Genomic DNA, 25,021 nt, shown 5'->3' on the forward strand with positions numbered 1-25,021 from the left:
GTCATGGGGTGGGCTCCTGGGTGGTGACGGTGCCGTGGTGCTCGGGGGTTGCTGGTGCGGGTGGGGTCGTGCGGGGAGTGCGGCGGTCGAGCCCGGGGGTCGCAGGTGCGGGTCGGTCGGTGCCGGCCGGGGGGAGGTCGCGCGACTCGGCGCTACGAGGTGCCGCTCGCGGCTTGGGCGGGTGTGCCCGCAGCCGGGGTGGGCGCGCCCGCCGGGGGTGCGGGCGCGGGGGGTGCGCCCGCCGGGGGTGCGGGCGCGGGGGGTGCGGTCGCCGGGGGTGCGGTCGTCGGCCTGTTCGGCTCGGAGGGGGCCTTGGCCGCCCTCACCAGCGCTTCCGCCACCTCCAGCACGTGGTGGCCCTTCATCGAGGGGAGGCAGGTGCCTCTGGACGGGCCGATCGCTTCGGACCAGGCCGGCGGGATCGCCGACGTACCGGTCGTCGCGCCGGACAGGGCGCCTGCCACCGCTGCCGTCGTGTCGGCGTCCCGGCCCATGTTGACGGCGGTCAGCACCGCCTCGCGGAAGTCGCCGTCCGCCGCCGCGTACGCGCCGAACGCGAGGGCGACCGCCTCGGGGGCGAGGTCGGTCCAGGGATAGCCGCCGACGACCACCGCGGAGCGGACCGCGCGTTCGCCGCGGTGCGCCGCGGTCACCGCGCGGCGCAGTGAGCGGGCGGTCCAGGAGTCGTCCGGGACGACCGCCAGCGCGGAGGCCACGACCGCGCCGACCGGCGCCCCGGCCATCGCCGCCGCGACGCCCGCCGCCACCGCCTGACCGCCGTAGATCCCCTCGCCCTCGTGGCTGACCGAGCCGTCGATCGCGACCAGCCGGGCCGCCTCGGCGGGCCGCCCCGCGGCGAAGACCCCGAAGGGCGCCGCCCGCATGGCGAGCCCGTCGCTCCAGGCGTGCCGGTGCTGCGCGGAGATCGGCGCCGCCAGCCCCCGGCGCAGGTTCTCCAGCGTGCCGCGCTCGCTGAACCCGGCGCCGCGGAAGGGACCCTCGTCCCGGTCGGCGATCCAGTGGTGCCAGGCGTCCTCGACATGCGCCACGGTGAGCGCCGAACCGTGGCGGGCCAGCAGCAGCCCCGAGAACATCGCGTACTCGGTGTCGTCCGTGCCGGCCGGGTGCGCGGCGACGTACCCCGTGATGCGGCCCCAGCGGGCCCGGATCTCGGACGGTTTCAGGTTCTCGGCGGGGGCACCGAGCGCGTCCCCGACGGCCAGCCCGAGCAGCGCGCCGCGCGCCCGGTCGAGCAGCCCACCGGGGTCCGGACCCGGATGCGCCGGGGCCGGGGCCGGAGGCGGAGGCGGTGACGGGGACGGAGGCGGTGACGGGGACGGTTGTGGGGATGGTGACGGGGCCGGGGGCGGTTGCGGGGGAGTGCGGGCGGGGGAAGCCATGGCGCCGCTCCTTCCGGGGGCACGGCCTGCGCGCCGCTCCCGCGATGGGAGCGCGGTCCGTGGGAGACCCCTGCCGGATCCGTCCCCGAACGGCGGTTCACAGGAGCGCGGAGTGCCCGACTGTCACCCGGTCGCGCGTCGCCCGGGCGTACGATCGAAACGGCGCCGGGGACCACAAAAGCCCAGGTAAGGTCTGCCTTTCCTTGCTGGCGGGCGCGGAATTCACGGCGTACCTTGGGTGTTGTCCAAGTATGGACTCAGTCCAAATGAGTCGCGAAAGCTTCCCGTACGACACACCCTGGGGGACCGCATGGCCGTCATCGAGACCGGTGCCGCACTGCACGAGGCGCACCGCGACAACCACACCCACCGCGACGTCAACGGCGGCTGGCTGCGCCCCGCCGTGTTCGGCGCGATGGACGGGCTCGTCTCCAACCTCGCGCTGATGACCGGCGTGGCGGGCGGCGAGCTGAGCCGGTCCACGATCGTGCTCACCGGGCTCGCGGGTCTCGCCGCCGGTGCCTTCTCCATGGCGGCCGGCGAGTACACCTCCGTCGCCTCCCAGCGCGAGCTGGTCGAGGCCGAGCTGGACGTCGAGCGGCGCGAGCTGCGCAAGCACCCCAAGGACGAGGAGGCCGAGCTCGCCGCGCTGTACGAGACGCGGGGCGTGGAGCCGGCGCTCGCCCGCGAGGTGGCCCGTCAGCTGTCGAAGGACCCCGAGCAGGCGCTGGAGATCCACGCACGCGAGGAGCTGGGCATCGACCCCGGCGACCTGCCCTCCCCGCTGGTCGCCGCCGTCTCCTCCTTCGGCTCCTTCGCGCTCGGCGCCCTGCTGCCCGTGCTGCCGTACCTGCTGGGCGCCACGGTCATCTGGCCCGCCGTGCTGCTGGCGCTCGCCGGACTGTTCCTGTGCGGCGCCGTGGTCGCCCGGGTGACCGCGCGCAGCTGGTGGTTCAGCGGTCTGCGCCAGCTCGCGGTGGGCGGTGCGGCGGCCGGTGTGACATACCTCCTGGGCAGCCTGTTCGGCGGGGCCGTAGGATAAGAGGGCGCAGGTTTATGCAGGGAACCGTATACGTAGACACTACTCGGCGGTATCCCGGTCGGTTTCCGTGGTTTCGGCGACTCGGCCACTGGGCATGAGCCGTAAGCGCTGTGGGCAATGAGGCCCGCCGTGCACCCCGTGGGGCGGGCGGCACCGCCCTCCCACCGGACCGGCGGTCACCGATCTGCCCGTACGGTCCCCCCGACTTCCACCGTCGCGCGCGGTACCCCCGCCGCGCTCCCGGTGACCACATGATGTCCGCGCGATGTCCTTCCCGATGTCCGCATGATGGAACGGAGTATCCGGTTTCCGGGATTCGCTTCATCATGTAACCTGCTCGAAATTTCACGCTCATGTGTACTTGTCCCTGAACACATGGCGCAGACGCACCGCCACACGGTGCACCGCACCGCCGCAGTGCAGTCGCACCGCCGGATCACGGTGGAGCCGCAACGCCACCGCACCGCCCACCGCGGTGCACTCGCACCGCCACGGCGGCGCACACTTCTCGCAGAGGGCCAACGTCGTCCCTCGGCACCCGCTCCTCCCGCACAGGCCGCCCTCACGGCCGGGAGGCGCGCGCACCCCAGCCACATGACGACGACGGGAGAGCCGATGCGTACGACGCGCCAGCCGTCCCAGCATTCCACGACTGGCCAGAACTGGTCCTTCATGGATGCTCGCCCTGCCGCGCAGGGCATGTACGACCCGCGCAACGAGCACGACGCCTGCGGCGTCGGCTTCGTGGCCACGCTCACCGGTGAGGCGAGCCACACGCTGGTCGAGCAGGCGCTCACCGTCCTGCGCAACCTGGAGCACCGCGGTGCCACCGGCTCCGAGCCCGACTCGGGCGACGGCGCCGGCATCCTCTCCCAGGTCCCGGACACCTTCTTCCGCGAGGTGGCCGGATTCGAGCTTCCCGAGGCCGGCGCGTACGCCGTGGGCATCGCCTTCCTGCCCGAGGCGGGGACGGACGAGGCCGCCGCCCGTATCGAGCGCCTCGCCACCGAGGAGGGCCTCACCGTCCTCGGCTGGCGCGAGGTGCCGGTCGCGCCCGAGCTGCTCGGCGCCACCGCCCGCGCCACCATGCCCGCCTTCCGCCAGGTCTTCGTCACCGACGGCGCCTCGACGGGCATCGCGCTGGACCGCAAGGCGTTCGCCCTGCGCAAGCGCGCCGAGCGCGAGGCCGGCGTCTACTTCCCGTCGCTGTCCGCGCGGACCATCGTCTACAAGGGCATGCTGACCACCGGCCAGCTCGAACCCTTCTTCCCGGACCTGTCCGACCGCCGCTTCGGCTCCGCGATCGCGCTGGTGCACTCCCGGTTCTCCACCAACACCTTCCCGAGCTGGCCGCTGGCCCACCCGTACCGGTTCGTCGCGCACAACGGCGAGATCAACACGGTCAAGGGCAACCGCAACTGGATGCGCGCCCGCGAGTCCCAGCTCGCCTCGCGGCTGCTCGGCAGCGGCAACACCGAGGCCGAGAACCTGGAGCGGCTCTTCCCGGTCTGTACGCCGGACGCCTCCGACTCCGCCTCCTTCGACGAGGTCCTCGAGCTGCTGCACCTCGGCGGCCGCTCCCTGCCGCACTCCGTGCTCATGATGATCCCGGAGGCCTGGGAGAACCACGCCTCCATGGACGCCGACCGCCGCGCCTTCTACGCGTACCACTCCACGATGATGGAGCCCTGGGACGGCCCGGCCTGCGTCACCTTCACCGACGGCACCCAGGTCGGCGCGGTCCTCGACCGCAACGGTCTGCGCCCCGGCCGCTACTGGGTCACCGACGACGGCCTCGTCGTCCTCGGCTCCGAGGTCGGCGTCCTCGACATCGACCCCGCCAAGGTGGTCCGCAAGGGACGTCTCCAGCCGGGCCGGATGTTCCTCGTCGACACCGCCGAGCACCGCATCATCGAGGACGACGAGATCAAGGCCCAGCTCGCCGCCGAGCAGCCGTACGCCGAGTGGCTGGAAGCCGGCGAGATCGAGCTGAGCGACCTGCCCGAGCGTGAGCACATCGTGCACACCCACGCCTCGGTCACCCGCCGCCAGCAGACCTTCGGCTACACCGAGGAAGAACTCCGCGTCATCCTCGCGCCGATGGCCAAGGCCGGCGCCGAGCCGATCGGCTCCATGGGCACCGACAGCCCGATCGCCGCGCTCTCCGAGCGCCCGCGCCTGCTGTTCGACTACTTCACCCAGCTCTTCGCGCAGGTCACCAACCCGCCGCTGGACGCCATCCGCGAGGAGCTCGTCACCTCGCTGCGCTCCTCGCTCGGCCCCTCGGGCAACCTCCTGGAGCCCACCGCGGCCTCCTGCCGCAGCGTGCTGCTGCCCTTCCCGGTGATCGACAACGACGAGCTGGCCAAGCTCATCCACATCAACGCCGACGGCGACATGCCCGGCATGAAGGCCGCCACCCTCTCCGGCCTGTTCCGGGTCTCCGGCGGCGGCGAGGCGCTGGCCGCCCGCATCGAGGAGATCTGCGCGGAGGCCGACGCCGCCATCGGCAACGGCGCCCATCTGATCGTCCTGTCCGACCGGCACTCCGACGCCGAGCACGCGCCGATCCCGTCGCTGCTGCTCACCTCGGCCGTCCACCACCACCTCATCCGCACCAAGCAGCGCACCCAGGTGGGCCTGCTGGTCGAGGCCGGCGACGTCCGCGAGGTGCACCACGTCGCCCTGCTCATCGGCTTCGGCGCCGCCGCCGTCAACCCCTACCTGGCGATGGAGTCCGTCGAGGACCTCGTCCGGGCCGGCACCTTCCTGTCCGGTATCGACACCGAGCAGGCCATCCGCAACCTGATCTACGCCCTCGGCAAGGGCGTCCTGAAGGTCATGTCCAAGATGGGCATCTCCACCGTCGCCTCCTACCGGGGCGCCCAGGTGTTCGAGGCCGTGGGCCTGGACGACGCCTTCGTGGAGAAGTACTTCAACGGCACCACCACCAAGATCGGCGGCGTCGGCATCGACGTCATCGCCGAGGAGGTCGCCGCCCGGCACGCCAAGGCCTACCCGGCCACCGGCATCGCCCCCGCGCACCGCGCGCTGGAGATCGGCGGCGAGTACCAGTGGCGCCGCGAGGGCGAGCCGCACCTGTTCGACCCGGAGACGGTCTTCCGCCTCCAGCACTCCACCCGCACCCGCCGCTACGACATCTTCAAGAAGTACACGGACCGGGTGAACGAGCAGTCCGAGCGCCTGATGACGCTGCGCGGACTGTTCCAGTTCACGTCCGGCCGGGGACCGATCCCCGTCGAGGAGGTCGAGCCGGCCTCCGAGATCGTCAAGCGGTTCTCCACCGGCGCCATGTCCTACGGCTCCATCTCGCGCGAGGCGCACGAGACGCTCGCCATCGCCATGAACCAGCTCGGCGCCAAGTCGAACACCGGTGAGGGCGGCGAGGACCCCGACCGCCTGTACGACCCGGCGCGCCGCTCGGCGATCAAGCAGGTCGCCTCCGGCCGCTTCGGCGTGACCAGCGAGTACCTGGTCAACGCGGACGACATCCAGATCAAGATGGCCCAGGGCGCCAAGCCCGGCGAGGGCGGCCAGCTGCCCGGCCACAAGGTGTACCCGTGGGTGGCGAAGACCCGGCACTCGACGCCGGGCGTGGGGCTCATCTCCCCGCCGCCGCACCACGACATCTACTCCATCGAGGACCTGGCGCAGCTGATCCACGACCTGAAGAACGCCAACCCCAGGGCCCGCATCCATGTGAAGCTGGTCTCCGAGGTCGGCGTCGGCACGGTCGCGGCCGGTGTGTCCAAGGCCCACGCGGACGTCGTGCTGATCTCCGGCCACGACGGCGGCACCGGCGCCTCCCCGCTCACGTCGCTCAAGCACGCGGGCGGCCCCTGGGAGCTCGGCCTCGCCGAGACCCAGCAGACGCTGCTGCTCAACGGCCTGCGCGACCGGATCGTCGTGCAGACCGACGGCCAGCTCAAGACCGGCCGTGACGTCGTCATCGCCGCGCTGCTCGGCGCCGAGGAGTTCGGTTTCGCGACCGCGCCGCTCGTCGTCTCCGGCTGCGTCATGATGCGCGTCTGCCACCTGGACACCTGCCCGGTCGGCATCGCCACCCAGAACCCGGTGCTGCGCGAGCGGTTCTCCGGCAAGGCCGAGCACGTGGTGAACTTCTTCCAGTTCATCGCCGAGGAGGTCCGCGAGATCCTCGCCGAGCTGGGCTTCCGCTCCATCAAGGAGGCCGTCGGCCACGCCGAGGCGCTCGACGTCACCCGTGCCGTCGACCACTGGAAGGCGCAGGGCCTGGACCTGGCACCGCTGTTCCACGTCCCCGCGCTGCCCGAGGGCGCCGCCCGCCACCAGGTGATCGCCCAGGACCACGGGTTGCAGAAGGCGCTCGACAACCAGCTCATCAAGCTGGCCGCCGACGCCCTGTCCGCCGACTCCGCCGCCGACGCCGCGCCGGTCCGCGCCCAGGTCCCCATCCGCAACATCAACCGCACGGTCGGCACCATGCTCGGCCACGAGGTGACGAAGAAGTTCGGCGGCGCCGGCCTGCCCGACGACACCGTCGACATCACCTTCACCGGCTCCGCCGGCCAGTCCTTCGGCGCCTTCCTGCCGCGCGGCATCACCCTGCGCCTGGAGGGCGACGCCAACGACTACGTCGGCAAGGGCCTGTCCGGCGGCCGCGTGATCGTCCGCCCCGACCGGGGCGCCGACCACCTCGCCGAGTACTCCACCATCGCGGGCAACACCCTCGCCTACGGCGCCACCGGCGGCGAACTGTTCCTGCGCGGTCGTACGGGTGAGCGGTTCTGCGTGCGCAACTCCGGCGCGCTCGTCGTCTCCGAGGGCGTCGGCGACCACGGCTGCGAGTACATGACCGGCGGCCACGCCGTCGTCCTCGGCCCCATCGGGCGCAACTTCGCGGCCGGCATGTCCGGCGGCATCGCCTACGTCGTCGACCTCGACCCGGCCGACGTCAACCCGGGCAACGCCGACGCCGTCCGGGAACTCGACGAGGCCGACCGGCAGTGGCTGCACGAGGTCGTGCGCCGCCACCAGGAGGAGACCGGCTCCACCGTGGCCGCCAAGCTCCTCGCCGAGTGGGACACCGCGGTGACCCGCTTCAGCAAGATCATCCCCAGCACCTACAAGGCTGTGCTCGCCGCCAAGGACGCCGCCGAGCGAGCCGGTCTCTCCGAGACCGAGATCACCGAGAAGATGATGGAGGCGGCGACCAATGGCTGATCCCAAGGGCTTTCTCAACCACGGCCGCGAGGTCGCCCGTTCCCGCCCCGTCGAGGAGCGGGTGCGGGACTGGAACGAGGTCTACGTTCCCGGCTCGCTGCTCCCGATCATCTCCAAGCAGGCCAGCCGCTGCATGGACTGCGGCATCCCGTTCTGCCACAACGGCTGCCCGCTGGGGAACCTGATCCCGGAGTGGAACGACTTCGCCTACCGCGAGGACTGGTCCGCCGCCTCCGAGCGGCTGCACGCCACCAACAACTTCCCGGAGTTCACCGGGCGGCTGTGCCCGGCCCCGTGCGAGTCGGCGTGCGTCCTCGGCATCAACCAGGCGCCGGTCACCATCAAGAACGTCGAGGTCTCCATCATCGACAAGGCGTGGGACACCGGTGACGTGACGCCGCAGATCCCCGAGCGCCTGTCCGGCAAGACCGTCGCCGTCATCGGCTCCGGGCCGGCCGGTCTCGCCGCCGCCCAGCAGCTCACCCGGGCCGGCCACACCGTCGCCGTCTACGAGCGCGCCGACCGCATCGGCGGCCTGCTCCGCTACGGCATCCCCGAGTTCAAGATGGAGAAGCGGCACATCAACCGCCGCATCGAGCAGATGCGCGCGGAGGGCACCCGCTTCCGCACCGGCGTCGAGGTCGGCCGGGACGTCACCGCGGCCGGCCTGCGCAAGCGGTACGACGCCGTCGTCATCGCCGCCGGCTCCACCACCGCCCGCGACCTGCCCATCCCGGGCCGGGAACTCAAGGGCGTCCACCAGGCGATGGAGTACCTGCCGCTGTCGAACAAGGTCCAGGAGGGCGACTACGTCACCTCCCCGATCTCCGCCGAGGGCAAGCACGTCGTCGTCATCGGCGGCGGCGACACCGGCGCCGACTGCGTGGGCACCGCCCACCGCCAGGGCGCGGCCTCGGTGACGCAGCTGGAGATCATGCCCCAGCCCGGCGCCGAGCGGAACCCGGTCAGCCAGCCCTGGCCGACGTTCCCGATGCTGTACAAGGTCACCTCCGCGCACGAGGAGGGCGGCGAGCGGCTCTACTCCGTCTCCACCACCCACTTCGAGGGCGACGAGGACGGCAATGTGCAGTGGCTGCACCTGGCCGAGGTCGAGTTCGTCGACGGCAGGCTGAACCAGAAGCCCGGCACCGAGCGCAAGATCCCCGCCCAGCTGGTCACCCTCGCCATGGGCTTCACCGGCCCCGACAAGGAGAACGGCCTGATCGAGCAGCTCGGCCTGGACCTCGACGAGCGCGGCAACATCGCCCGCGACGCCGACTTCCAGACCAACGTCCCCGGCGTGTTCGTCGCCGGTGACGCAGGGCGCGGCCAGTCGCTCATCGTGTGGGCCATCGCCGAGGGCCGCTCCGCGGCGCGCGGCGCGGACCGCTTCCTGACCGGCGCCAGCGACCTGCCGGCGCCGATCCGGCCGACGGACCGCTCGCTGACGGTCTGACCCCGACCGGTGACCCCGCCGGGTCCGCGTGGAGCGGCCCGGCGGTAAGGTCGTCGCACACACGTCCCGTACAACGGCGTACGGGCGGGACCTCGTGGGGGAGCGATTCCTCTTGAGGCCCCCCGAACGGCGCCCGCCCCGCAGTCCCCGACCGGACACTGGGCGGGCGTCGTTGCATGTGGTCCGGGCGGCTACCGGCCGACGCGGTAGCGCTCGCCGTACGCCCGCCACACCAGGGGGGTGTCCAGACCGACGTTGCCGTCGTCCAGGAACCGGCGCAGCGCCGTGTCGATGCGCGAGGTGTCGCCGTGGTCGTCCCCGGCGTCGTCCCTCTTGATGGCCTCACGGTGGACGTCCAGGAACGCGTTCAGATACGCCGTGCGCGAGCCGCCGTCCGACGGCAGCTTCGCCCGGCGCAGCGCCTCGTCCCGCAGCCCGTAGAAACCGTCGGCGTCGACGCCCGGGCCGTGCAGCACCATGGCGTCGTAGTAGATCAACTGGCCGAGCGTGCCGAGTCCGTCCAGCTTGGCCAGCCGGACCGCCGGGTCGAAGTAGACCCGGTCGCGCTCCTTCTCCTGCGCGGTGCGGAACGCCTTCACCCGCGCCTCGGCCCGCCAGGCGGCGGTGAACCCGGGGTCGAGACCCTTGTGCGAGTCGGTGCCGTTGACCGCGCGCAGCGCGGGGATGTAGGGGGCGAGGCGGTTGTCCGGGTGGGCCTTGGTGTAGCGCTCGACGAGGGTGAGCAGGTCGTCGGTGCCGGTGCAGAAACCGATGATCCCGGCGGTGTAGCCGTGCCCGTCACCGGTGTCCTCGATCGAGTCGTACGCCGTGCGCCAGTCCAGCGTGGAGTTCTCCACGCTGGAGACGAAACGTTGCGCCAGCTCCTTCTTGGCGGGCGCGGCGAGCCCCGGCGGTGCGTCGGCGACGACGGCGTCGTCCGCGCGGCGCTCCTTCCCGTCCGCGACGGAGGCGGAGGCGGACGCGGAGGTGGACGCGGCGGGCGCCACGTCGCCCCCGCCGTCGGGCGTGGCCAGATGCACGACCCCGACAACGACGGGCACGGCGAGAACGAGCAAACACCCTCGCCACGCCCCCGACCGAGGCTCCGCCCCAGACCCTGCCCCTGACCCCGACTCCGCACGCATGCGGGCAATCTACCGAACAGCTGTGAAACAGGGGGATGGAGGGATCTGTGGGTTTTCGGGTGCGGGTGACCCCTGGTCGCTCGCGCAGTTCCCCGCGCCCCCTGCTCGCGGCCTTCAAGGGGCGGAGCCCCTTGAAGGGGCGGGAAGGGTAGGGGCGGTGGGGGCGGAGAACCCCTCGGGTCAGCCGATCTCGTACCGCTCCCCGTACACCCGCCACCGCAACGGCGTATCCAACGCCAGATTCCCCTCCCGCAGGAACACCCGCTGCGCCGTGTCCACCCGGCTCGTGTCCACCCCCGCCCCCCGCTCCCGCATCGCGGCCCGCCGCACATCCAGGAACGCCCCGAGATACTCCGCCTCGGAACCCCCCTCCGCCGGACTCTCCGCCCGCCGCAGCGCCTCCGCCCGGATCCCCCCGAAGCTCCCCGCCCGCTTCCCCGGCCCGTGGAAGACGATCGCGTCGTAGTAGATGAACTGCCCCAGCGCCCCCAGCCCGTCCTCCTTCGCCTGCCGCACCGCCGGATCGAAGTACACCCGGTCCCGCTCCGCGTCCTGCGCGCGCCGGAACGCCGGCACCTCCGCCTCCGCCTTCCACGCCGCCGTGAACCCGTCCCCGAGCCCCTCGTGCGAGTCCGTGCCGTCGACCGCGCGCAGCGCGGGGAGGTACCGGGCGAGCCGGTTCCCGGGATGGTCGTCGGTGTACGTCCGCACCAGCGTCAGCAGATCGTGCGTGCCCGTGCAGAACCCGATGATCCCGGCGGTGTACCCCTGCCCGTCGCCGATGTCCTCGATGTAGCCGTAGGCGCTGCGCCAGTCCAGCGTGCCGTTCTCGGCGCTGGCCACGATCTGCTGTGCGATCTCCTTCTTCGCCGAGGAGTCCAGCCCCGCCCCGCGTCCGCCGTCTGCCCGCCCGGCCCCGTCGTCCACGGCCCGGTCGCCGGACCCGGGCGCCAGGCCGTACACCGCGGCCACGACCAGCACGGCCACGGCCGCCCACCACACGTGACGGACTCGCTTCATGCGGGACAGCCTAGGGTCGGCGTACCGCCGTCCGGGGCGCCGACGCGGCCGGGCGCACCCACCGGGGGAGGCCCGCGCACCCCCGGTCAGACGCCGCGCCCCGCCCGTCCCAGCAGTTCCGTCACGATCGCCGCGTGCCCCAGCTGCCGGTCGTCGCCCGCGACCACCCGGCCGTCCCGGACCAGCGTCACCTCCACCGTCGGCGCCCCCTTCTCCGCCACGAACCGCCGCACCCGGTACCCGGGACCCGGCCCGTAGGCCGCCTCCAGACCCGCCCGCAGCTCCGCGGCGACATCGGCCGCCGCCCACCGGCGCGCCTCCGCCAGCGCCTCCGCACGCGCCCCGGCACCGGCCGCCAGCAGCGCCCGTACGCACCCGGGCGAGCCCCGCCGCGCCGCCGCCACCAGCGGCGGCTCCCCGCCCGGGCCCGGCCGGTCGGGGTCCGCGCCGGCGGCGAGCAGCGCCGCGACCACCCCGGCGTGCCCGAGCCGCACCGCCCAGGTCAGCGACCGGAACCCGTACTCCTCCTCCAGGTCCACCGTCGCCCCGGCCGCCAGCAGCGCCCGTACGACCTGCTCGTGTCCGCCGCACGCCGCCCCGCACAGCGGCGCGTCCGTGCCGCCGCTCAGCCGGTCCGGGTCGGCGCCGGCCGCCAGCAGCAGCCGTACGATGCCGGGCTCGTCGCCGACCGCCGCGACGTACAGCGCCGTCTGCCCGTCCTCGTCGGCCGCCTCCGGGTCCGCACCGTCCCGCAGCAGCCGTACGACCGCGTCCGCGTCGCCTTCGTACACCGCCGCGAGCAGCCCCGGCGGCCCTTCCCTGTCCATCCCTCGACCCTCGCGCGCGAAGGGGCTGCGGGCAAAGGAAAAAGGGTGCGTTCGCACGTGTTCTGCACCACCCGGCCGCCCGCCGTCCCCCTCGCCGCCCGTGCCTACGTGTCGCACTCCAGCACCGTCCGGCACAGCCCGCACCGCGCCCGCACCCGCCCCCGTACCGGCACCCGGATGCGCTGGAAGCAGACGGGGCAGGGGAACGCGACCCGCAGCGGCTCCCGCGCGCCCGGCGCGAAGGAGTACGCCGTCCCGGCCTCCGCGCGCTGTCCGCCCCCCGCGCGCTCCAGCGCGTGCCGGCGGTCGCGTGCGTAGCGCCGGCGGCCCGCCCAGCCGGCGGCCGTCAGCGGCGGCTCCCGCTCGTCCTGCCGGGCCCGCGCGAGCCCCCTGGTGTACGCCGTGTAGGCCTGCGGGCTGGTGAACCACACCGACGGGTCCTCCCCGAACGCCAGCGCCCGCTTGGCCAGGACGTACCCGAACTCCTCCGGTGTGAGGTAGCCCAGCTTCTGCGAGGACGCCCCGTCCTCCCGGTAGGCGTCGAGCAGCAGCCAGCCCGCGCCGAGGTAGGCGGCCGCCGTGTCGGTGAGGATCTCGTTGTCCCGGGTGCCGGGGAACGCCAGGTCCAGGCGGTGCAGATAGACATGCATCACTTCGTGCGCCAGAGCGGCGCCGATGTCCCGGCGGTGGGTGCGGAACCGGTCGTTCAGCTCGATGAAGTACTCGGGGCCCGCGGCCAGTTCCACATGGGCCGCGTGCGTCATCTCCCGGAAGCCGACGATCATCCGGGCGTCCGGCAGCCGGTAGTGGCGCACCATCTCCCGGGCCACCCGCTGCGCCCCCAGATGCAGATCGTCGACGTCGGCGAAGGCCACGTCCACCGGGAGCACGCTGGTGTCGAACGTCCGCACGGTGTCGTACGACAGCCGCCGGTACAGCGCGGTGACGGCCGCCCGCACCGTGTCCAGATGAGGGAAACCGTGCTCCACCGGCCCACCGTTCACCACACCCGCACCCCCGGAAGACGCCGACCGCGCGACCTCCCACTGTAGGCCCGACACCCCCGCGCGGCCCCCCGTGCGCGACGGCGCTGTCCGGCCTGCGGAACGTGCCGGGGCCGTACCCCCGCCGCCCCGTAGGGTGTGCGCCCATGACCACCAGCAACAGTGCCGGGACCGATCCCGCGGTCCGCGCCGAGCTCGAACGGCTGCGCGACAGCATCGACAACATCGACGCCGCCGTCGTCCACATGCTCGCCGAACGCTTCAAGTGCACCCAGCAGGTCGGCCATCTCAAGGCCGCGCACCGGCTGCCCCCGGCCGACCCCGAGCGGGAGACCCGTCAGATCACCCGGCTGCGCCGGCTCGCGGAGAGCGCCAAGCTCGACCCGGCGTTCGCCGAGAAACTCCTCACCTTCATCATCGCGGAGGTCATCCGCCACCACGAGCACATCGCGGACACCGCCGCCGACCCCGCCCCCGGCGCCCCCGCGAACCCCTCCTGAGCCGCCCGCGCCGCCCACCGCGCCCCGTCGCGCTCCGGGCGGCGCCCGCCGTCCGCAGGGCCCCCCTGTGCCGTGCGGACGGCATCGGGCAGCATGGCCACCATGTCCGTACTGACGCGCGACGAAGCGCAGACCCGTGCACAGCTACTTGACGTCCACCACTACACGGTCGGTCTCGACCTCACCGTGGGCGACGACACCTTCGACTCCCGTACCGTCGTCCGGTTCACCGTGCGCGGCGGCCGGCACGGCACGGACACCTTCGTCGAACTCAAGCCGGCCGCGCTGCGCTCCGTCACCCTCGACGGACAGTCCCTGGACCCGGGCACCCTGGACGACAACCGGCTGCCCCTGAAGGGCCTCACCCCCGGCGAGCACGAACTGCGCGTCGACGCCTCGATGCGCTACTCCCGCACCGGCGAGGGCATGCACCGCTTCACCGACCCCAGCGACGGCGAGGCGTACGTCTACACCCAGATGTTCATGGACGACGTCCAGCGCGTCTTCGCCGCCTTCGACCAGCCCGACCTCAAGGCCGTCTTCGACCTCACCGTCACCGCCCCCGAGGGCTGGACCGTCCTCGCCAACGGCGTCACCGAGCACACCGGCGACGGCGTCTGGAAGGCCGCCACCACGCCGCTGATCTCCACCTACCTCGTCGCCGTCGCCGCCGGACCCTGGCACTCGGTGCGCACCGAGCACCGCGGACTGCCCTTCGGCATCCACTGCCGCCGCTCGCTCGCCCCGCACCTCGACGCGGACGCCGAGGAGATCCTCGACGTCACCCGCGCCTGCTTCGACCGCTACCACGAGAAGTTCGAGGAGCCCTACCCCTTCGACTCCTACGACCAGGCGTTCGTCCCCGAGTTCAACGCCGGCGCCATGGAGAACCCCGGACTGGTCACCTTCCGCGACGAGTTCGTCTACCGCTCCGCCGTCACCGACACCGAGCGCCAGACCCGCGCCATGGTCATCGCCCACGAGATGGCCCACATGTGGTTCGGCGACCTCGTCACCCTGAAGTGGTGGGACGACATCTGGCTCAACGAGTCCTTCGCCGAGTACATGGGCTACCAGACCGCCGCGGAGGCCACCCGCTTCACGGAGACGTGGACCGAGTTCGGCGTCTCCCGCAAGGCCTGGGGCTACGACGCCGACCAGCGCCCCTCCACCCACCCCGTCGCCCCCGAGGCCGTCCCCGACACCGCCTCCGCGCTGCTCAACTTCGACGGCATCTCCTACGCCAAGGGCGCCTCCGCGCTGCGCCAACTGGTCACCTGGCTGGGCGAGAAGGACTTCCTGGCCGGCATCAACACGCACTTCGCGCGGCACAAGTTCGCCAACGCCACCCTCGCCGACTTCCTCGACTCCCTCGCCTCCGCGACGGAACGCGACGTCCACGCGTGGGCGGACGCGTGGCTGCGGACGACGGGGGTCGACACGCTCACACCCCGCATCGCCCGCGCCGACGACGGCACCCACACCCTCACGGTCGCCCACGACGGCAGCCGCCCCCACCGCATCGCCGTCGGCCTCTACGACCACGACCTCACCGACGAGGGCCGGCTCACCCTGCGCTCCCGCCCCGAACTCGACGTCCCGGGCAGCACGGAGCACCCCCTCGGCAAGCGTCCCGTCCTGCTCGTGCTGAACGACTCCGACCTCACCTACGCCAAGGTGCGCTTCGATGCGGAGTCGTACGACACCGTGCGCGCGGCCCTCTCCGGCCTCCCCGACCCCCTCACCCGGGCCGTCGTCTGGAACTCCCTGCGGGACGCCGTGCGGGACGGTGAACTCGCCCCGGAGGTCTACCTGGAGACCGCCCGCGCGCACCTGCCGCACGAGACCGACGTGGCCCTCGTCCAGGGCGTCCTCGCCTTCGCCGGCGGCCAGATCGCCGATCGCTACCTCGCCCCCGGCCGGCGGCCCGCCGCCCTCGCCACCCTCACCGACCTCGGCCGCGACCTGGTCCGCCGCACCGAGGACGGCGACCACCCCGGGCTGCGTCTGGCCGCTGTGCGCCACCGCATCGACGTCGCCGCGCACCCCGACACCCTCGCCGCCTGGCTCGCCGACGGCACCGTCCCCGGCGGCCCCGAACTCGACCCCGAGCTGCGCTGGCGCATCCTCGGCCGGCTCGCCGTCCTCGGCGCCACCGACGAGGCCGCCATCGCCGCCGAACTCGCCCGCGACCCCAGCGCCACCGGCCAGGAGGGCGCCGCCCGCTGCCGCGCCGCACTGCCCGACCCGGCGGCCAAGGCCCGGGCCTGGGCGGCGATGTTCACCGACGACCCCGCCGCGGACCTGTCGAACTACCTGTTCACCGCCACCGCCCGCGGCTTCTGGCAGCCCGAACAGGCCGATCTCCTCGCGGAGTACGTCGGCCGGTACTACGAGGACGCCACCGCCCTGGCCGCCCGCCGCGGCCCCGCCATCGCCGACGCGGCCGGCCGCTGGGCGTTCCCGGCCTACGCCGTCGACGCGGACCACCTGCGGCGGGGCGAGCGGTGTCTGCGCGAGGACGACCCCGCCCCCTCCCTGCGCCGCAGGCTCGCCGACCAGCTCGACGACCTGGCGAGGGCCCTGCGGGTGCGCGAGGGCTGACCGGCAGGTGTGTGTCGGGGGCGTGCGCGCACACGCCCCCCCGCACGGACTACACGGGGAGGTCGTCCGCACCGACGTGGTGCACCCGCACCATGTTCGTCGTCCCCGGCACCCCGGGCGGCGAACCGGCGGTGATGACCACGAGGTCCCCGCGCGCGCAGCGCCCGTACCGCAGCAGCAGCTCGTCGACCTGCGCGACCATCGCGTCCGTGGTGTCGGCGGCCGGGCCCAGGAACGTCTCCACCCCCCACGTCAGGCTCAGTCGGGAACGGGTCGCCTGCTCGGCGGTGAAGGCGAGGAGCGGGATCGGCGAGCGGTAGCGCGCGAGGCGGCGCACCGTGTCACCGCTCTGGGTGAACGCCACCAGGAACGCGGCCCCGAGGAAGTCGCCGATCTCGGCCGCCGCCCGGGCGACGGCGCCGCCCTGGGTGCGCGGCTTGTTCCGGTCCGTCAGCGGCGCGAGCCCCGCGGCGAGGAGATCCTCCTCCGCCGCCTCGACGATCCGCGCCATCGTCGTGACCGTCTCCACGGGGTGCCTGCCCACGCTCGTCTCGCCCGACAGCATCACCGCGTCCGTGCCGTCGAGCACCGCGTTCGCCACGTCGCTGACCTCCGCGCGCGTCGGCCGCGTGTGCTCGATCATCGAGTCGAGCATCTGCGTGGCGACGACGACCGGCTTGGCGTTGCGCCTCGCCAGCCGCACCGCCCGCTTCTGGACGATCGGCACGTGTTCGAGCGGCATCTCGACGCCCAGGTCGCCGCGGGCGACCATGATCCCGTCGAACGCGGCGACGACGTCCTCGATCGCCGCGACCGCCTGCGGCTTCTCCACCTTGGCGAGGACGGGGAGCCGTCGGCCCTCCTCGTCCATGACCCGGTGCACGGCCTCGATGTCACGGCCGCTCCGGACGAACGACAGGGCGACCACGTCGAAACCGGTGCGCAGCGCCCAGCGGAGATCGGCCTCGTCCGCGGGCGACAGCACGGGCCCGGGACCGCTGACGGGCCCCCGCAGATCGGCGAGCACCCCCACACTGCGCCCGGTCTCGTCAGCGGCCTTCCGCACCCACCGATACCGCTCCTCGTGCTCCCCGCGCCCCCCGTGCCCGAGCGCGAACCGGGCCACATCCATCCCGGCATCGACCAGCGCTTTGATCCGCTCGTACGAGCCGGTGGCAGGACCCAAGGTGCAAACGATCTTGACGCGTCGCATATGTCCGACTTTATGGCAGCGCACCCGGCAGGGGCGCGGGGAACCGCGCAACGGGGCGAAGCCCCGTACGGGTCAAAGGGGCGGAGGTCCTTGAGAACGGGAAGGGCAGGGGCGGCAGGGGCGGAAAACTCACCGCGGCAACCCCCGGTCACCAACTCGCAACCCCCACCCCCTGTCGCACCCCCGCACCCCCGGGCCACAATCTACGCGCGTCACCACACCAACAGACCCGCCCCACCCCAAGGAGCCCTCCTCACATGCCCCTGAACCGCCGCCGGTTCCTGGAGAACGCCGCGCTCACCACCACCGCCGCCACCCTCACCACGACGGCGGCCACCACCACCGCCCAGGCCGCCGGCTCCCACAAGAAGCCCGAACGGCGCCACACCCTCACCGTCATGGGCACCACCGACCTCCACGGCCACCTCTTCAACTGGGACTACTACAAGGACGCCGCGTACACCGACACCGCCGGCAACTCCCTGGGCCTGGCCCGCATCTCCACCCTCGTCAACCGGATCCGCGAGGAGAGGGGCCGTCACAACACCCTCCTCATCGACGCCGGCGACACCATCCAGGGCACCCCGCTCACGTACTACTACGCCAAGGTCGACCCCATCACCGCCAAGGGCGGCCCCGTCCACCCCATGGCCCGGGCCATGAACACCATCGGCTACGACGCCGCCGCCCTCGGCAACCACGAGTTCAACTACGGCATCGACACCCTGCGGAAGTTCGAGGCCCAGCTCGACTTCCCCCTCCTCGGCGCCAACGCCGTCGACGCCACCACCCTCAGGCCTGCCTTCCCGCCGTACCTCATCAAGACGTTCCGCGTCCACGGCGGCCCGCCCGCGAAGGTGGCCGTCCTCGGCCTCACCAACCCCGGCATCGCCATCTGGGACAAGGCCTACGTCCAGGGCAGGCTCGCCTTCCCGGGGCTGGAGGAGCAGGCCGCCAAGTGGGTGCCCAAGCTGCGCTCCATGGGCGCCGACGTCGTCATCGTCTCCGCGCACTCCGGCGCCTCCGGCACGTCCTCCTGGGGCGACCAGCTGCCCTACGTGGAGAACGCGGCGGCCGACGTCGCCAGGAAGGTGCCCGGGATCGACGCCATCCTCGTCGGCCACGCCCATGTCGAGATCCCCGAGCTGAAGGTCACCAACGACACGACGGGGAAGACCGTCGTCCTCTCCGAACCCCTCTGCTTCGCCGAACGCCTCACCGTCTTCGACATCGAGCTGACCCTGCGCAAGGGCCGCTGGGAGGTCGCCTCGGTGAGCGCCTCGCTGCGCAACACCAACGAGGTCGAGGACGACCCGCGCATCACCAAGCTGCTCACCGACGAGCACGCCGCCGTCGTCACCTACGTCAACCAGGTCGTCGGCACCGCCACCGAGACCCTCACCACCGTCGACGCCCGCTACAAGGACGCCCCCATCATCGACCTGATCACCAAGGTCCAGGAGGACGTCGTCAAGGCCGCGCTCGCCGGCACCGAGTACGCCGCACTCCCCGTCCTCGCCCAGGCGTCGCCGTTCTCCCGCACCTCCGAGATCCCGGCCGGCGACGTCACCATCCGCGGTCTGTCGAGCCTGTACGTCTACGACAACACGCTCGTCGCCAAGCTCCTCACCGGCGCCCAGATCCGCGCCTACCTCGAATACTCCGCCGAGTACTACGTACAGACCGCGGCCGGCGCCCCCGTCGACGTCGACGCGCTCACCAACGCGGGCGACCGCCCCGACTACAACTACGACTACGTCTCCGGACTCACCTACGACATCGACATCGCCCAGCCCGCCGGCAGCCGCATCAAGAACCTCGCCCGCGACGGCAGCCCGCTCGACGACTCGGCGCGGTTCGTCCTCGCCGTCAACAACTACCGCGCCAACGGCGGCGGCGCCTTCCCGCATGTCGCGAACGCCAAGGAACTCTGGTCGGAGTCGACCGAGATCCGCACCCGCATCGCCGAATGGGTCACCGCCAAGGGCGTCCTCGACCCCAAGGACTTCGCCTCCGTCGACTGGAAGCTGACCCGCGACGGCACCCCGGTGTTCTGACCCCTGTCACACGTCACACCCCGTCCACGAGGGGCGTCAGCGCCACCGCGCCGCCGCCCCGCGTGGACGGGACCCGGCGCGCCGCCCGCTCCCGCAGACCGAACGACGTGAACGCCGTCCGCCGCGGCAGCGGATACGGCTCCGCGCCCGTCACCGCGTTCAGGATCGTCGCACTGCGCCACGCCGTCATGCCCAGATCCGGCGCGCTCACCCCGTGGGTGTGCGACTCCGCGTTCTGCACGTACACCGCGCAGCCCGTCGCGGCGATCTCCCGCGCGAGCACCAGCCGGTACTTGTCGTCGACACGGGGACGCCCGGCGGCGTCCCGGCAGAGATAGGGGTCCAGCGACCGCAGCAGCGACCCCACCGGACGCTCCCGGAAACCCGTCGCCAGCACCACCGCGTCCGTCGCCAGACACGTCCGCAGCCCCTGCCGGCCGTGTTCCAGGTGCAGTTCGACCCGGGAACCCGACAGCCACCCGGCGGTCCGCACCCGTACCCCGGGGGTCAGCACGACGTCCGGCCAGCCGCCCGGCACCGTACGGCGGTACAGCTCCTCCTGCACCGCGGCGATCGTCCCGGCGTCGATGCCCTTGTACAACTGCCACTGCGTGGGCAGCAGCCGGTCCCGCACGGGCTCGTCCAGGGCGTGGAAGTAGTCCGCGTAGTCCGGGGTGAAGTGCTCGAGCCCCAGCTTCGAGTACTCCATCGGCGCGAACGCCTCCGTCCGGGCCAGCCAGTGCAGCCGCTCCCGGCCCGCCGGGCGGTGCCGCAGCAGATCGAGGAAGACCTCCGCCCCCGACTGCCCCGCCCCCACCACGGTCACATGACCCGCCGTCAGCATCCGCTCCCGGTGGGCCAGGTAGTCCGCGGCGTGGCACACCGCCACCTCCGGCGCCCCCACCAGCGGCCGCAGCGCCTCCGGCACATACGGCTCGGTGCCCACCCCGAGGACCACGTTGCGGGTGTGGGCTCGGCCCAGCGCCTCCACCCCGCCCTCCGCGTCCACCTGGCTGTAGTCCACCTCGAACAGCTCACTGCGCGGATTCCACCGCACGGCGTCCACCTGGTGCCCGAAGCGCAGGGCGGGCAGCCGCTCGGCGACCCAGCGGCAGTAACCCTCGTACTCCGCCCGCAGGATGTGCGGCCGCTCCGAGAAGTAGAACGGGAACAGCCGCTCGCGCGCCCGCAGATGGTTCAGGAAGGACCACGGGCTCGTCGGGTCGACGAGGGACACCAGGTCGGCCAGGAACGGCACCTGGAGCCGGGCGCCCTCGATCAGCAGCCCCGGGTGCCAGTCGAACCCCGGCCGCTGTTCGAGGAAGACCGCGTCGAGACCGGGCAGCGGCTGGGCGAGCGCCGCCAGCGACAGATTGGCCGGCCCGATGCCGACACCGACGAGATCACGGGGGGACGCGGACGTCATCAACGGAGGTGTCCTTCCACCAGGCGCAGCAGACCCGCCCACTCGTCCGTGCGGGCATGGGGATTGAGAAGAGTGACCTTGAACCACAGCCGGCCGCCGAGCCGCGCCCGGCCCAGCACCGCCCGTCCCTGGAGCAACAGCCGCCGCCGCACCTCGGCGACGAGGTCGTCGTCCGCCCCCGCGGGCCGGAACACCACCGTGCTGATCACCGGCCGGCCGTACAGCTCGAACCCGGGGTGCGCGGCCACCAGCCCGGCGAACTCCCGCGCCCCCGCGCACACCCGGTCCACCAGCGCCCCCAGCCCCGTACGCCCCAGCGCGCGCAGGGTCACCGCCATCTTGAACACATCGGGACGGCGGGTCGTGCGCAGCGAACGCCCCAGCAGGTCCGGCAGCCCCGCCTCGACGTCGTCGGCGGCGCTCAGATAGTCGGCCCGCTGCCCCAGCACCGCCAGATCCCCGCCGTCCCGTACCGCGAACAGCCCCGCCGCCACCGGCTGCCAGCCCAGCTTGTGCAGATCCAGCGCCACGCTGTCGGCGGCGTCGAGACCCGCGAGCAGGCCGTGGTGGCGGTCGCTGAACAGCAGCCCGCCGCCGTACGCGGCGTCCACGTGCAGCCGTGCGCCGTACCGGGCGCACAGCGCGGCGACCTGCGGGAGCGGGTCGATCAGCCCGGCGTCCGTCGTCCCCGCCGTGGCGGCGACGAGCAGCGGGCCCGACGTCCGCGCCAGCACCGCGTCCAGCGCCAGGGGATCCAGCACGCCGTCCGGCGCGGGCACCACCACCGGGTCCGGGAGCCCGAACAGCCACGCCGCCCGGGTGAGCGAATGGTGCGCGTTCGCCCCGCACACCAGCCGCACGTCCGGGCCGCACGCCTCCCGGGCCAGCAGCACCGCGAGCTGATTGGCCTCCGTGCCGCCCGACGTCACCAGCGCGTCCGCCATCCCGGCCGCCCGCGCCAACGCCCGTGTCACCAGCGCCTCGAGGGCCGAGGCGGACGGGGCCTGGTCCCAGGAGTCGAGCGAGGGGTTCAGTACGCTCACGGCCAGGTCCGCGGCGACGGCCACGGCCAGCGGCGGACAGTGCAGATGCGCCGCGCACGACGGATCCGCCGGATCGGCGGCCCCCGCGGCGAGCACCCGTACGAGGTCGTCCAGCGCGCCCGGGTCACCCTCCTCGGGCAGTACCTCGCCCATGACGTCCCGCACCAGGGCCGCCACCGCCCCCGGACCGCCGGCGGGCAACGGACCGCCGCGCTCCCGGCCGCCCTCCTGGAGCGCACCGAGCACGCGGTCGACCAACGACCGCACCACGGCCGCGCCCCCCGGACCGGAAGCCAGGGCTGAAGTGCACATACGACATCCTCCGGGCACACGGAGCCGGAAAACCCGCGCCCCGCACCCCCCAACGACACCACGCAGGGTGGGGAAACGGGGCCGGAACGGGCACCGAGCGTGACGGAAGGTGACGGTGCACAGCAAAGATGATGTGCGACAGCCCGCCGTGGGACGGCGAGGGGCCGGCCATGGAAAAGGCGGAGGCCCACGTTCCCGTGAGTCTCCGCCTCGCTGTGTACCGGGTGCGGGACTCGAACCCGCAAGCCCTCTCGGGCAGAGGTGTTTGAGACCTCCGTGTATACCGTTCCACCAACCCGGCCGGCGCACGGTGAGTCTACCCGGTCATCATCGCTCCGTGCTCCTGGGTAGGCTGCGTAGGCAGCACTACCTGCCAGGCCCCGAGGAGTCCCCGTGACCGTGCCCGAGTCGCCCCAGTCCGCTGACACAGCCGATGACGACAAGTCGCACGTGCCTCCCTTGACGACGCGCGTGGTCATCGCCGAGGACGAGGCGCTCATCCGGCTCGACCTCAAGGAGATGCTGGAGGAGGAGGGCTACAGCGTCGTCGGCGAGGCCGGGGACGGCGAGCGGGCCGTCGAGCTGGCCCGGGAGCACCGGCCCGACCTCGTCATCCTCGATGTGAAGATGCCGAAGCTGGACGGCATCTCGGCGGCCGAGAAGATCGCCGAGGAGCGCATCGCCCCGGTGCTGATGCTCACCGCGTTCTCGCAGCGCGACCTCGTGGAGCGGGCGCGCGACGCGGGGGCGATGGCGTACCTGGTGAAGCCGTTCAGCAAGAGCGACGTCGTCCCGGCGATCGAGATGGCCGTCTCGCGGTTCACGGAGCTGAAGGAGCTGGAGAAGGAGGTCGCCGACCTCTCGCAGCGCCTGGAGACGCGCAAGCTGGTGGACAGGGCGAAGTCCGTGCTCCAGACCGAGTACGGGCTGACGGAACCGGCCGCGTTCCGGTGGATCCAGAAGACGTCGATGGACCGGCGGATGTCGATGCAGCAGGTCGCGGAGGCCGTCATCCAGGACGCCGAGGAGAAGAAGGCGGCGAAGGGCTGAGGACGCAGGCGAAGGGCTGAGGCCCGCCGCCCCCCCACCGCACGACAGGGCCCGCACCCCCGGAGGGTGCGGGCCCTGTCGTGCACGGTCTCGGTGGCTCAGTCCTCGCCGAGGTACGCCTTGCGGACCGACTCGTCGTGCAGGAGGTCCTGTCCGGAGCCGGACAGGACGATGTTGCCGATCTCCATGACGTGCCCCTGGTCGGCGAGCGAGAGCGCCGCCTGGGCGTTCTGCTCGACGAGGAGGATCGTCGTGCCCTGGGCCTTGAGCTCCGCGATGGTCGCCATGATCTTCTGCATCATGATCGGCGAGAGGCCCATGGAGGGCTCGTCGAGCATGAGCAGCTTCGGCTGGGACATCAGGGCGCGGCCCATGGCGAGCATCTGCTGCTCACCGCCGGAGAGGGTGCCCGCGGCCTGCTTCCGCCGCTCCCCGAGGATGGGGAAGAGGTCGTAGGCACGCTGGATGTCCTTCTCGATGCCCTCCTTGTCCTTGCGGAGGAAGGCGCCGAGCTGGAGGTTCTCGGCGATGGAGAGGCGCGGGAAGATGTGCCGGCCCTCGGGGGAGTGGGCGAGCCCGAGCGAGACGATCTTGTGCGCGGGGACGCCGGTGAGCGGCTTGCCGTCGAACACGATCCGTCCGGAGCTGGGCTTGAGCAGTCCGGACAGGGTGCGCAGGGTGGTCGTCTTGCCGGCGCCGTTGGTGCCGATGAGGGTGACGACCTGGCCGCTCTCGACGCTGAACGAGATGCCCTTGACGGCTTCGATCTTGCCGTAGGCGACCTTGAGGTCCTCGACCTCCAGGAGTGCGGTCACTGGGCTTCTCCCTTGGTGGTGCCGGTGCTCTCCGCGGCGTCGGCCTCGCCGGCGCTCCCCGCGGCGTCCTCCTCGGCCGCGCGGACCTCCGCCGCCTCGGCGTCCCCGGGGGCGCCCTCGAAGGGCTCGCCGAGGTAGGCGGCGACGACGCGCTCGTCGGCCTGGACGACGTCGGAGGTGCCCTCGACGAGTTTCTCGCCCTGGACGAGGACGGCGACGCGGTCGCAGAGGTTGAAGATGAAGCGCATGTCGTGCTCGATGACGAGCACGGCGATGCCCTTGTCGCGGATGGCGAAGACGAGTTCCTCGGTCGCCCGCGTCTCCTGCGGGTTCATTCCGGCCGTGGGCTCGTCGAGGAGGAGCAGACCGGGCTCGCTGGCGAGGGCGCGGGCGATTTCGAGCTTGCGCTGTTCGCCGTAGGGAAGATTGCGGGCGAGATGATCGCGTTTGTGGGCCAGCCCGATGAATTCGAGCAGCTCCAGCGCCCGTTCCTCGCTCGCCTTTTCGGCCTTCCGGAATCCGGGGCCGCGCAGCAGGGCGGACCAGAGCCCTTCCTTGGTGCGCGTGTGGCGGCCGACGAGGACGTTTTCCAGGACGGTCATGTTGGCGAAGAGCCGGATGTTCTGGAAGGTCCGGGCGATTCCGGCCTTGGTGACGAGATGGGGTTTGGGCGGAAGGATCTTGTCGTGGTAGCTGACGGTTCCTTCGGTGGGCACGTAAAGACCGGTCAGGCAGTTGAAGAAGGTGGTCTTTCCGGCTCCGTTGGGCCCGATCAGGCCGACGATCTCGCCCGTGTTGACGGTGAGGTCGACGGACCGTACGGCGGTGAGGCCGCCGAACCGCATGGTGACGTCGCGGGCCTTGAGTGCGGGAGTGGTCATGGT

17 protein-coding genes and 1 tRNA gene are annotated in these 25,021 nt (G+C 72.5%); 7 read left to right on the forward strand and 11 right to left on the reverse strand.

Annotated features, from left to right (window positions below):
• Positions 1-152: 152 nt before the first annotated feature.
• Positions 153-1,232 (reverse strand): ADP-ribosylglycohydrolase family protein, encoded by a 1,080-nt coding sequence (locus IO29_RS27110; protein ID WP_324608186.1) that lies wholly within the window; start codon positions 1,230-1,232, stop codon positions 153-155.
• 478 nt (positions 1,233-1,710) lie between these two features.
• Between IO29_RS27110 and IO29_RS27115 the strand changes: the two genes are divergently transcribed.
• From IO29_RS27115 to IO29_RS27125, 3 genes are all read left to right on the forward strand, one after another.
• Positions 1,711-2,442 carry a VIT1/CCC1 transporter family protein gene (locus IO29_RS27115; protein WP_030382357.1) on the forward strand — a complete coding sequence of 244 codons (732 nt, stop codon included), beginning with the start codon at positions 1,711-1,713 and terminating at the stop codon, positions 2,440-2,442.
• A 615-nt stretch (positions 2,443-3,057) separates the two neighbouring features.
• Positions 3,058-7,665, forward strand: a complete 4,608-nt coding sequence (gene gltB / locus IO29_RS27120) for a glutamate synthase large subunit (RefSeq protein WP_078618486.1) — start codon at positions 3,058-3,060, stop codon at positions 7,663-7,665.
• Complete coding sequence (locus tag IO29_RS27125) at positions 7,658-9,121, forward strand: glutamate synthase subunit beta (RefSeq protein WP_030382359.1); 1,464 nt, start codon at positions 7,658-7,660, stop codon at positions 9,119-9,121. The genes gltB and IO29_RS27125 overlap by 8 nt, the downstream gene beginning before the upstream one ends.
• Before the next feature lie 191 nt (positions 9,122-9,312).
• Here the strand turns inward: IO29_RS27125 and IO29_RS27130 are convergent, their stop codons facing one another.
• The 4 genes from IO29_RS27130 to IO29_RS27145 all read right to left on the reverse strand — a co-directional run bounded on the left by IO29_RS27130 (position 9,313) and on the right by IO29_RS27145 (position 13,120).
• Entirely contained in the window at positions 9,313-10,182 is an 870-nt protein-coding gene (locus tag IO29_RS27130) for a chitosanase (protein ID WP_033225409.1), read from the reverse strand.
• A gap of 264 nt (positions 10,183-10,446) precedes the next feature.
• A complete protein-coding gene (locus IO29_RS27135) occupies positions 10,447-11,286 on the reverse strand; it encodes a chitosanase (protein ID WP_030382361.1) in 840 nt (279 codons plus the stop codon).
• Positions 11,287-11,372: 86 nt separating this feature from the next.
• Entirely contained in the window at positions 11,373-12,113 is a 741-nt protein-coding gene (locus tag IO29_RS27140) for an ankyrin repeat domain-containing protein (RefSeq protein ID WP_030382362.1), read from the reverse strand.
• Positions 12,114-12,217: 104 nt separating this feature from the next.
• Positions 12,218-13,120: a hypothetical protein gene (locus IO29_RS27145; protein WP_030382363.1), complete on the reverse strand. Its 903-nt coding sequence runs from the start codon at positions 13,118-13,120 to the stop codon at positions 12,218-12,220.
• 143 nt (positions 13,121-13,263) lie between these two features.
• Between IO29_RS27145 and IO29_RS27150 the strand changes: the two genes are divergently transcribed.
• Together IO29_RS27150 and pepN are read left to right on the forward strand one after the other, a co-directional pair.
• A complete protein-coding gene (locus IO29_RS27150; RefSeq protein ID WP_030382364.1) occupies positions 13,264-13,617 on the forward strand; it encodes a chorismate mutase in 354 nt (117 codons plus the stop codon).
• A 93-nt stretch (positions 13,618-13,710) separates the two neighbouring features.
• Positions 13,711-16,221: an aminopeptidase N gene (gene pepN / locus IO29_RS27155; protein ID WP_030382365.1), complete on the forward strand. Its 2,511-nt coding sequence runs from the start codon at positions 13,711-13,713 to the stop codon at positions 16,219-16,221.
• A gap of 49 nt (positions 16,222-16,270) precedes the next feature.
• On the opposite strand, the gene pyk is transcribed toward pepN, so the two are convergent.
• Positions 16,271-17,434, reverse strand: coding sequence for a pyruvate kinase (gene pyk, locus IO29_RS27160; RefSeq protein ID WP_030382366.1), 1,164 nt, complete (start codon positions 17,432-17,434; stop codon positions 16,271-16,273).
• Positions 17,435-17,691: 257 nt separating this feature from the next.
• Between pyk and IO29_RS27165 the strand changes: the two genes are divergently transcribed.
• Positions 17,692-19,491, forward strand: a complete 1,800-nt coding sequence (locus IO29_RS27165; RefSeq protein ID WP_030382367.1) for a bifunctional metallophosphatase/5'-nucleotidase — start codon at positions 17,692-17,694, stop codon at positions 19,489-19,491.
• Between the two features lie 13 nt (positions 19,492-19,504).
• On the opposite strand, the gene IO29_RS27170 is transcribed toward IO29_RS27165, so the two are convergent.
• From IO29_RS27170 to IO29_RS27180, 3 genes are all read right to left on the reverse strand, one after another.
• Positions 19,505-20,917 (reverse strand): lysine N(6)-hydroxylase/L-ornithine N(5)-oxygenase family protein, encoded by a 1,413-nt coding sequence (locus tag IO29_RS27170; protein WP_030382368.1) that lies wholly within the window; start codon positions 20,915-20,917, stop codon positions 19,505-19,507.
• The gene (locus tag IO29_RS27175) at positions 20,917-22,272 is read right to left on the reverse strand and encodes a pyridoxal phosphate-dependent decarboxylase family protein (RefSeq protein WP_030382369.1); all 1,356 of its coding nucleotides are present in this window, start codon (positions 22,270-22,272) and stop codon (positions 20,917-20,919) included. The genes IO29_RS27170 and IO29_RS27175 overlap by 1 nt, the downstream gene beginning before the upstream one ends.
• 218 nt (positions 22,273-22,490) lie before the next feature.
• Positions 22,491-22,573: transfer RNA gene (locus IO29_RS27180), tRNA-Leu, on the reverse strand.
• 92 nt (positions 22,574-22,665) lie between these two features.
• On the opposite strand from IO29_RS27180, the gene IO29_RS27185 reads away from it, so the two are divergent.
• Positions 22,666-23,322 (forward strand): ANTAR domain-containing response regulator, encoded by a 657-nt coding sequence (locus tag IO29_RS27185; protein ID WP_030382370.1) that lies wholly within the window; start codon positions 22,666-22,668, stop codon positions 23,320-23,322.
• Between the two features lie 98 nt (positions 23,323-23,420).
• On the opposite strand, the gene IO29_RS27190 is transcribed toward IO29_RS27185, so the two are convergent.
• Both IO29_RS27190 and IO29_RS27195 read right to left on the reverse strand, forming a co-directional pair.
• Positions 23,421-24,137: an ABC transporter ATP-binding protein gene (locus IO29_RS27190; protein ID WP_030382371.1), complete on the reverse strand. Its 717-nt coding sequence runs from the start codon at positions 24,135-24,137 to the stop codon at positions 23,421-23,423.
• Positions 24,134-25,018, reverse strand: a complete 885-nt coding sequence (locus tag IO29_RS27195; protein ID WP_033225407.1) for an ABC transporter ATP-binding protein — start codon at positions 25,016-25,018, stop codon at positions 24,134-24,136. Before IO29_RS27195 ends, IO29_RS27190 begins: the two co-directional genes overlap by 4 nt.
• Positions 25,019-25,021: the final 3 nt, after the last annotated feature.

It is taken from the genome of Streptomyces sp. NRRL F-6676 (assembly GCF_000725625.1).
Classification (GTDB): Bacteria; Actinomycetota; Actinomycetes; order Streptomycetales; family Streptomycetaceae; genus Streptomyces.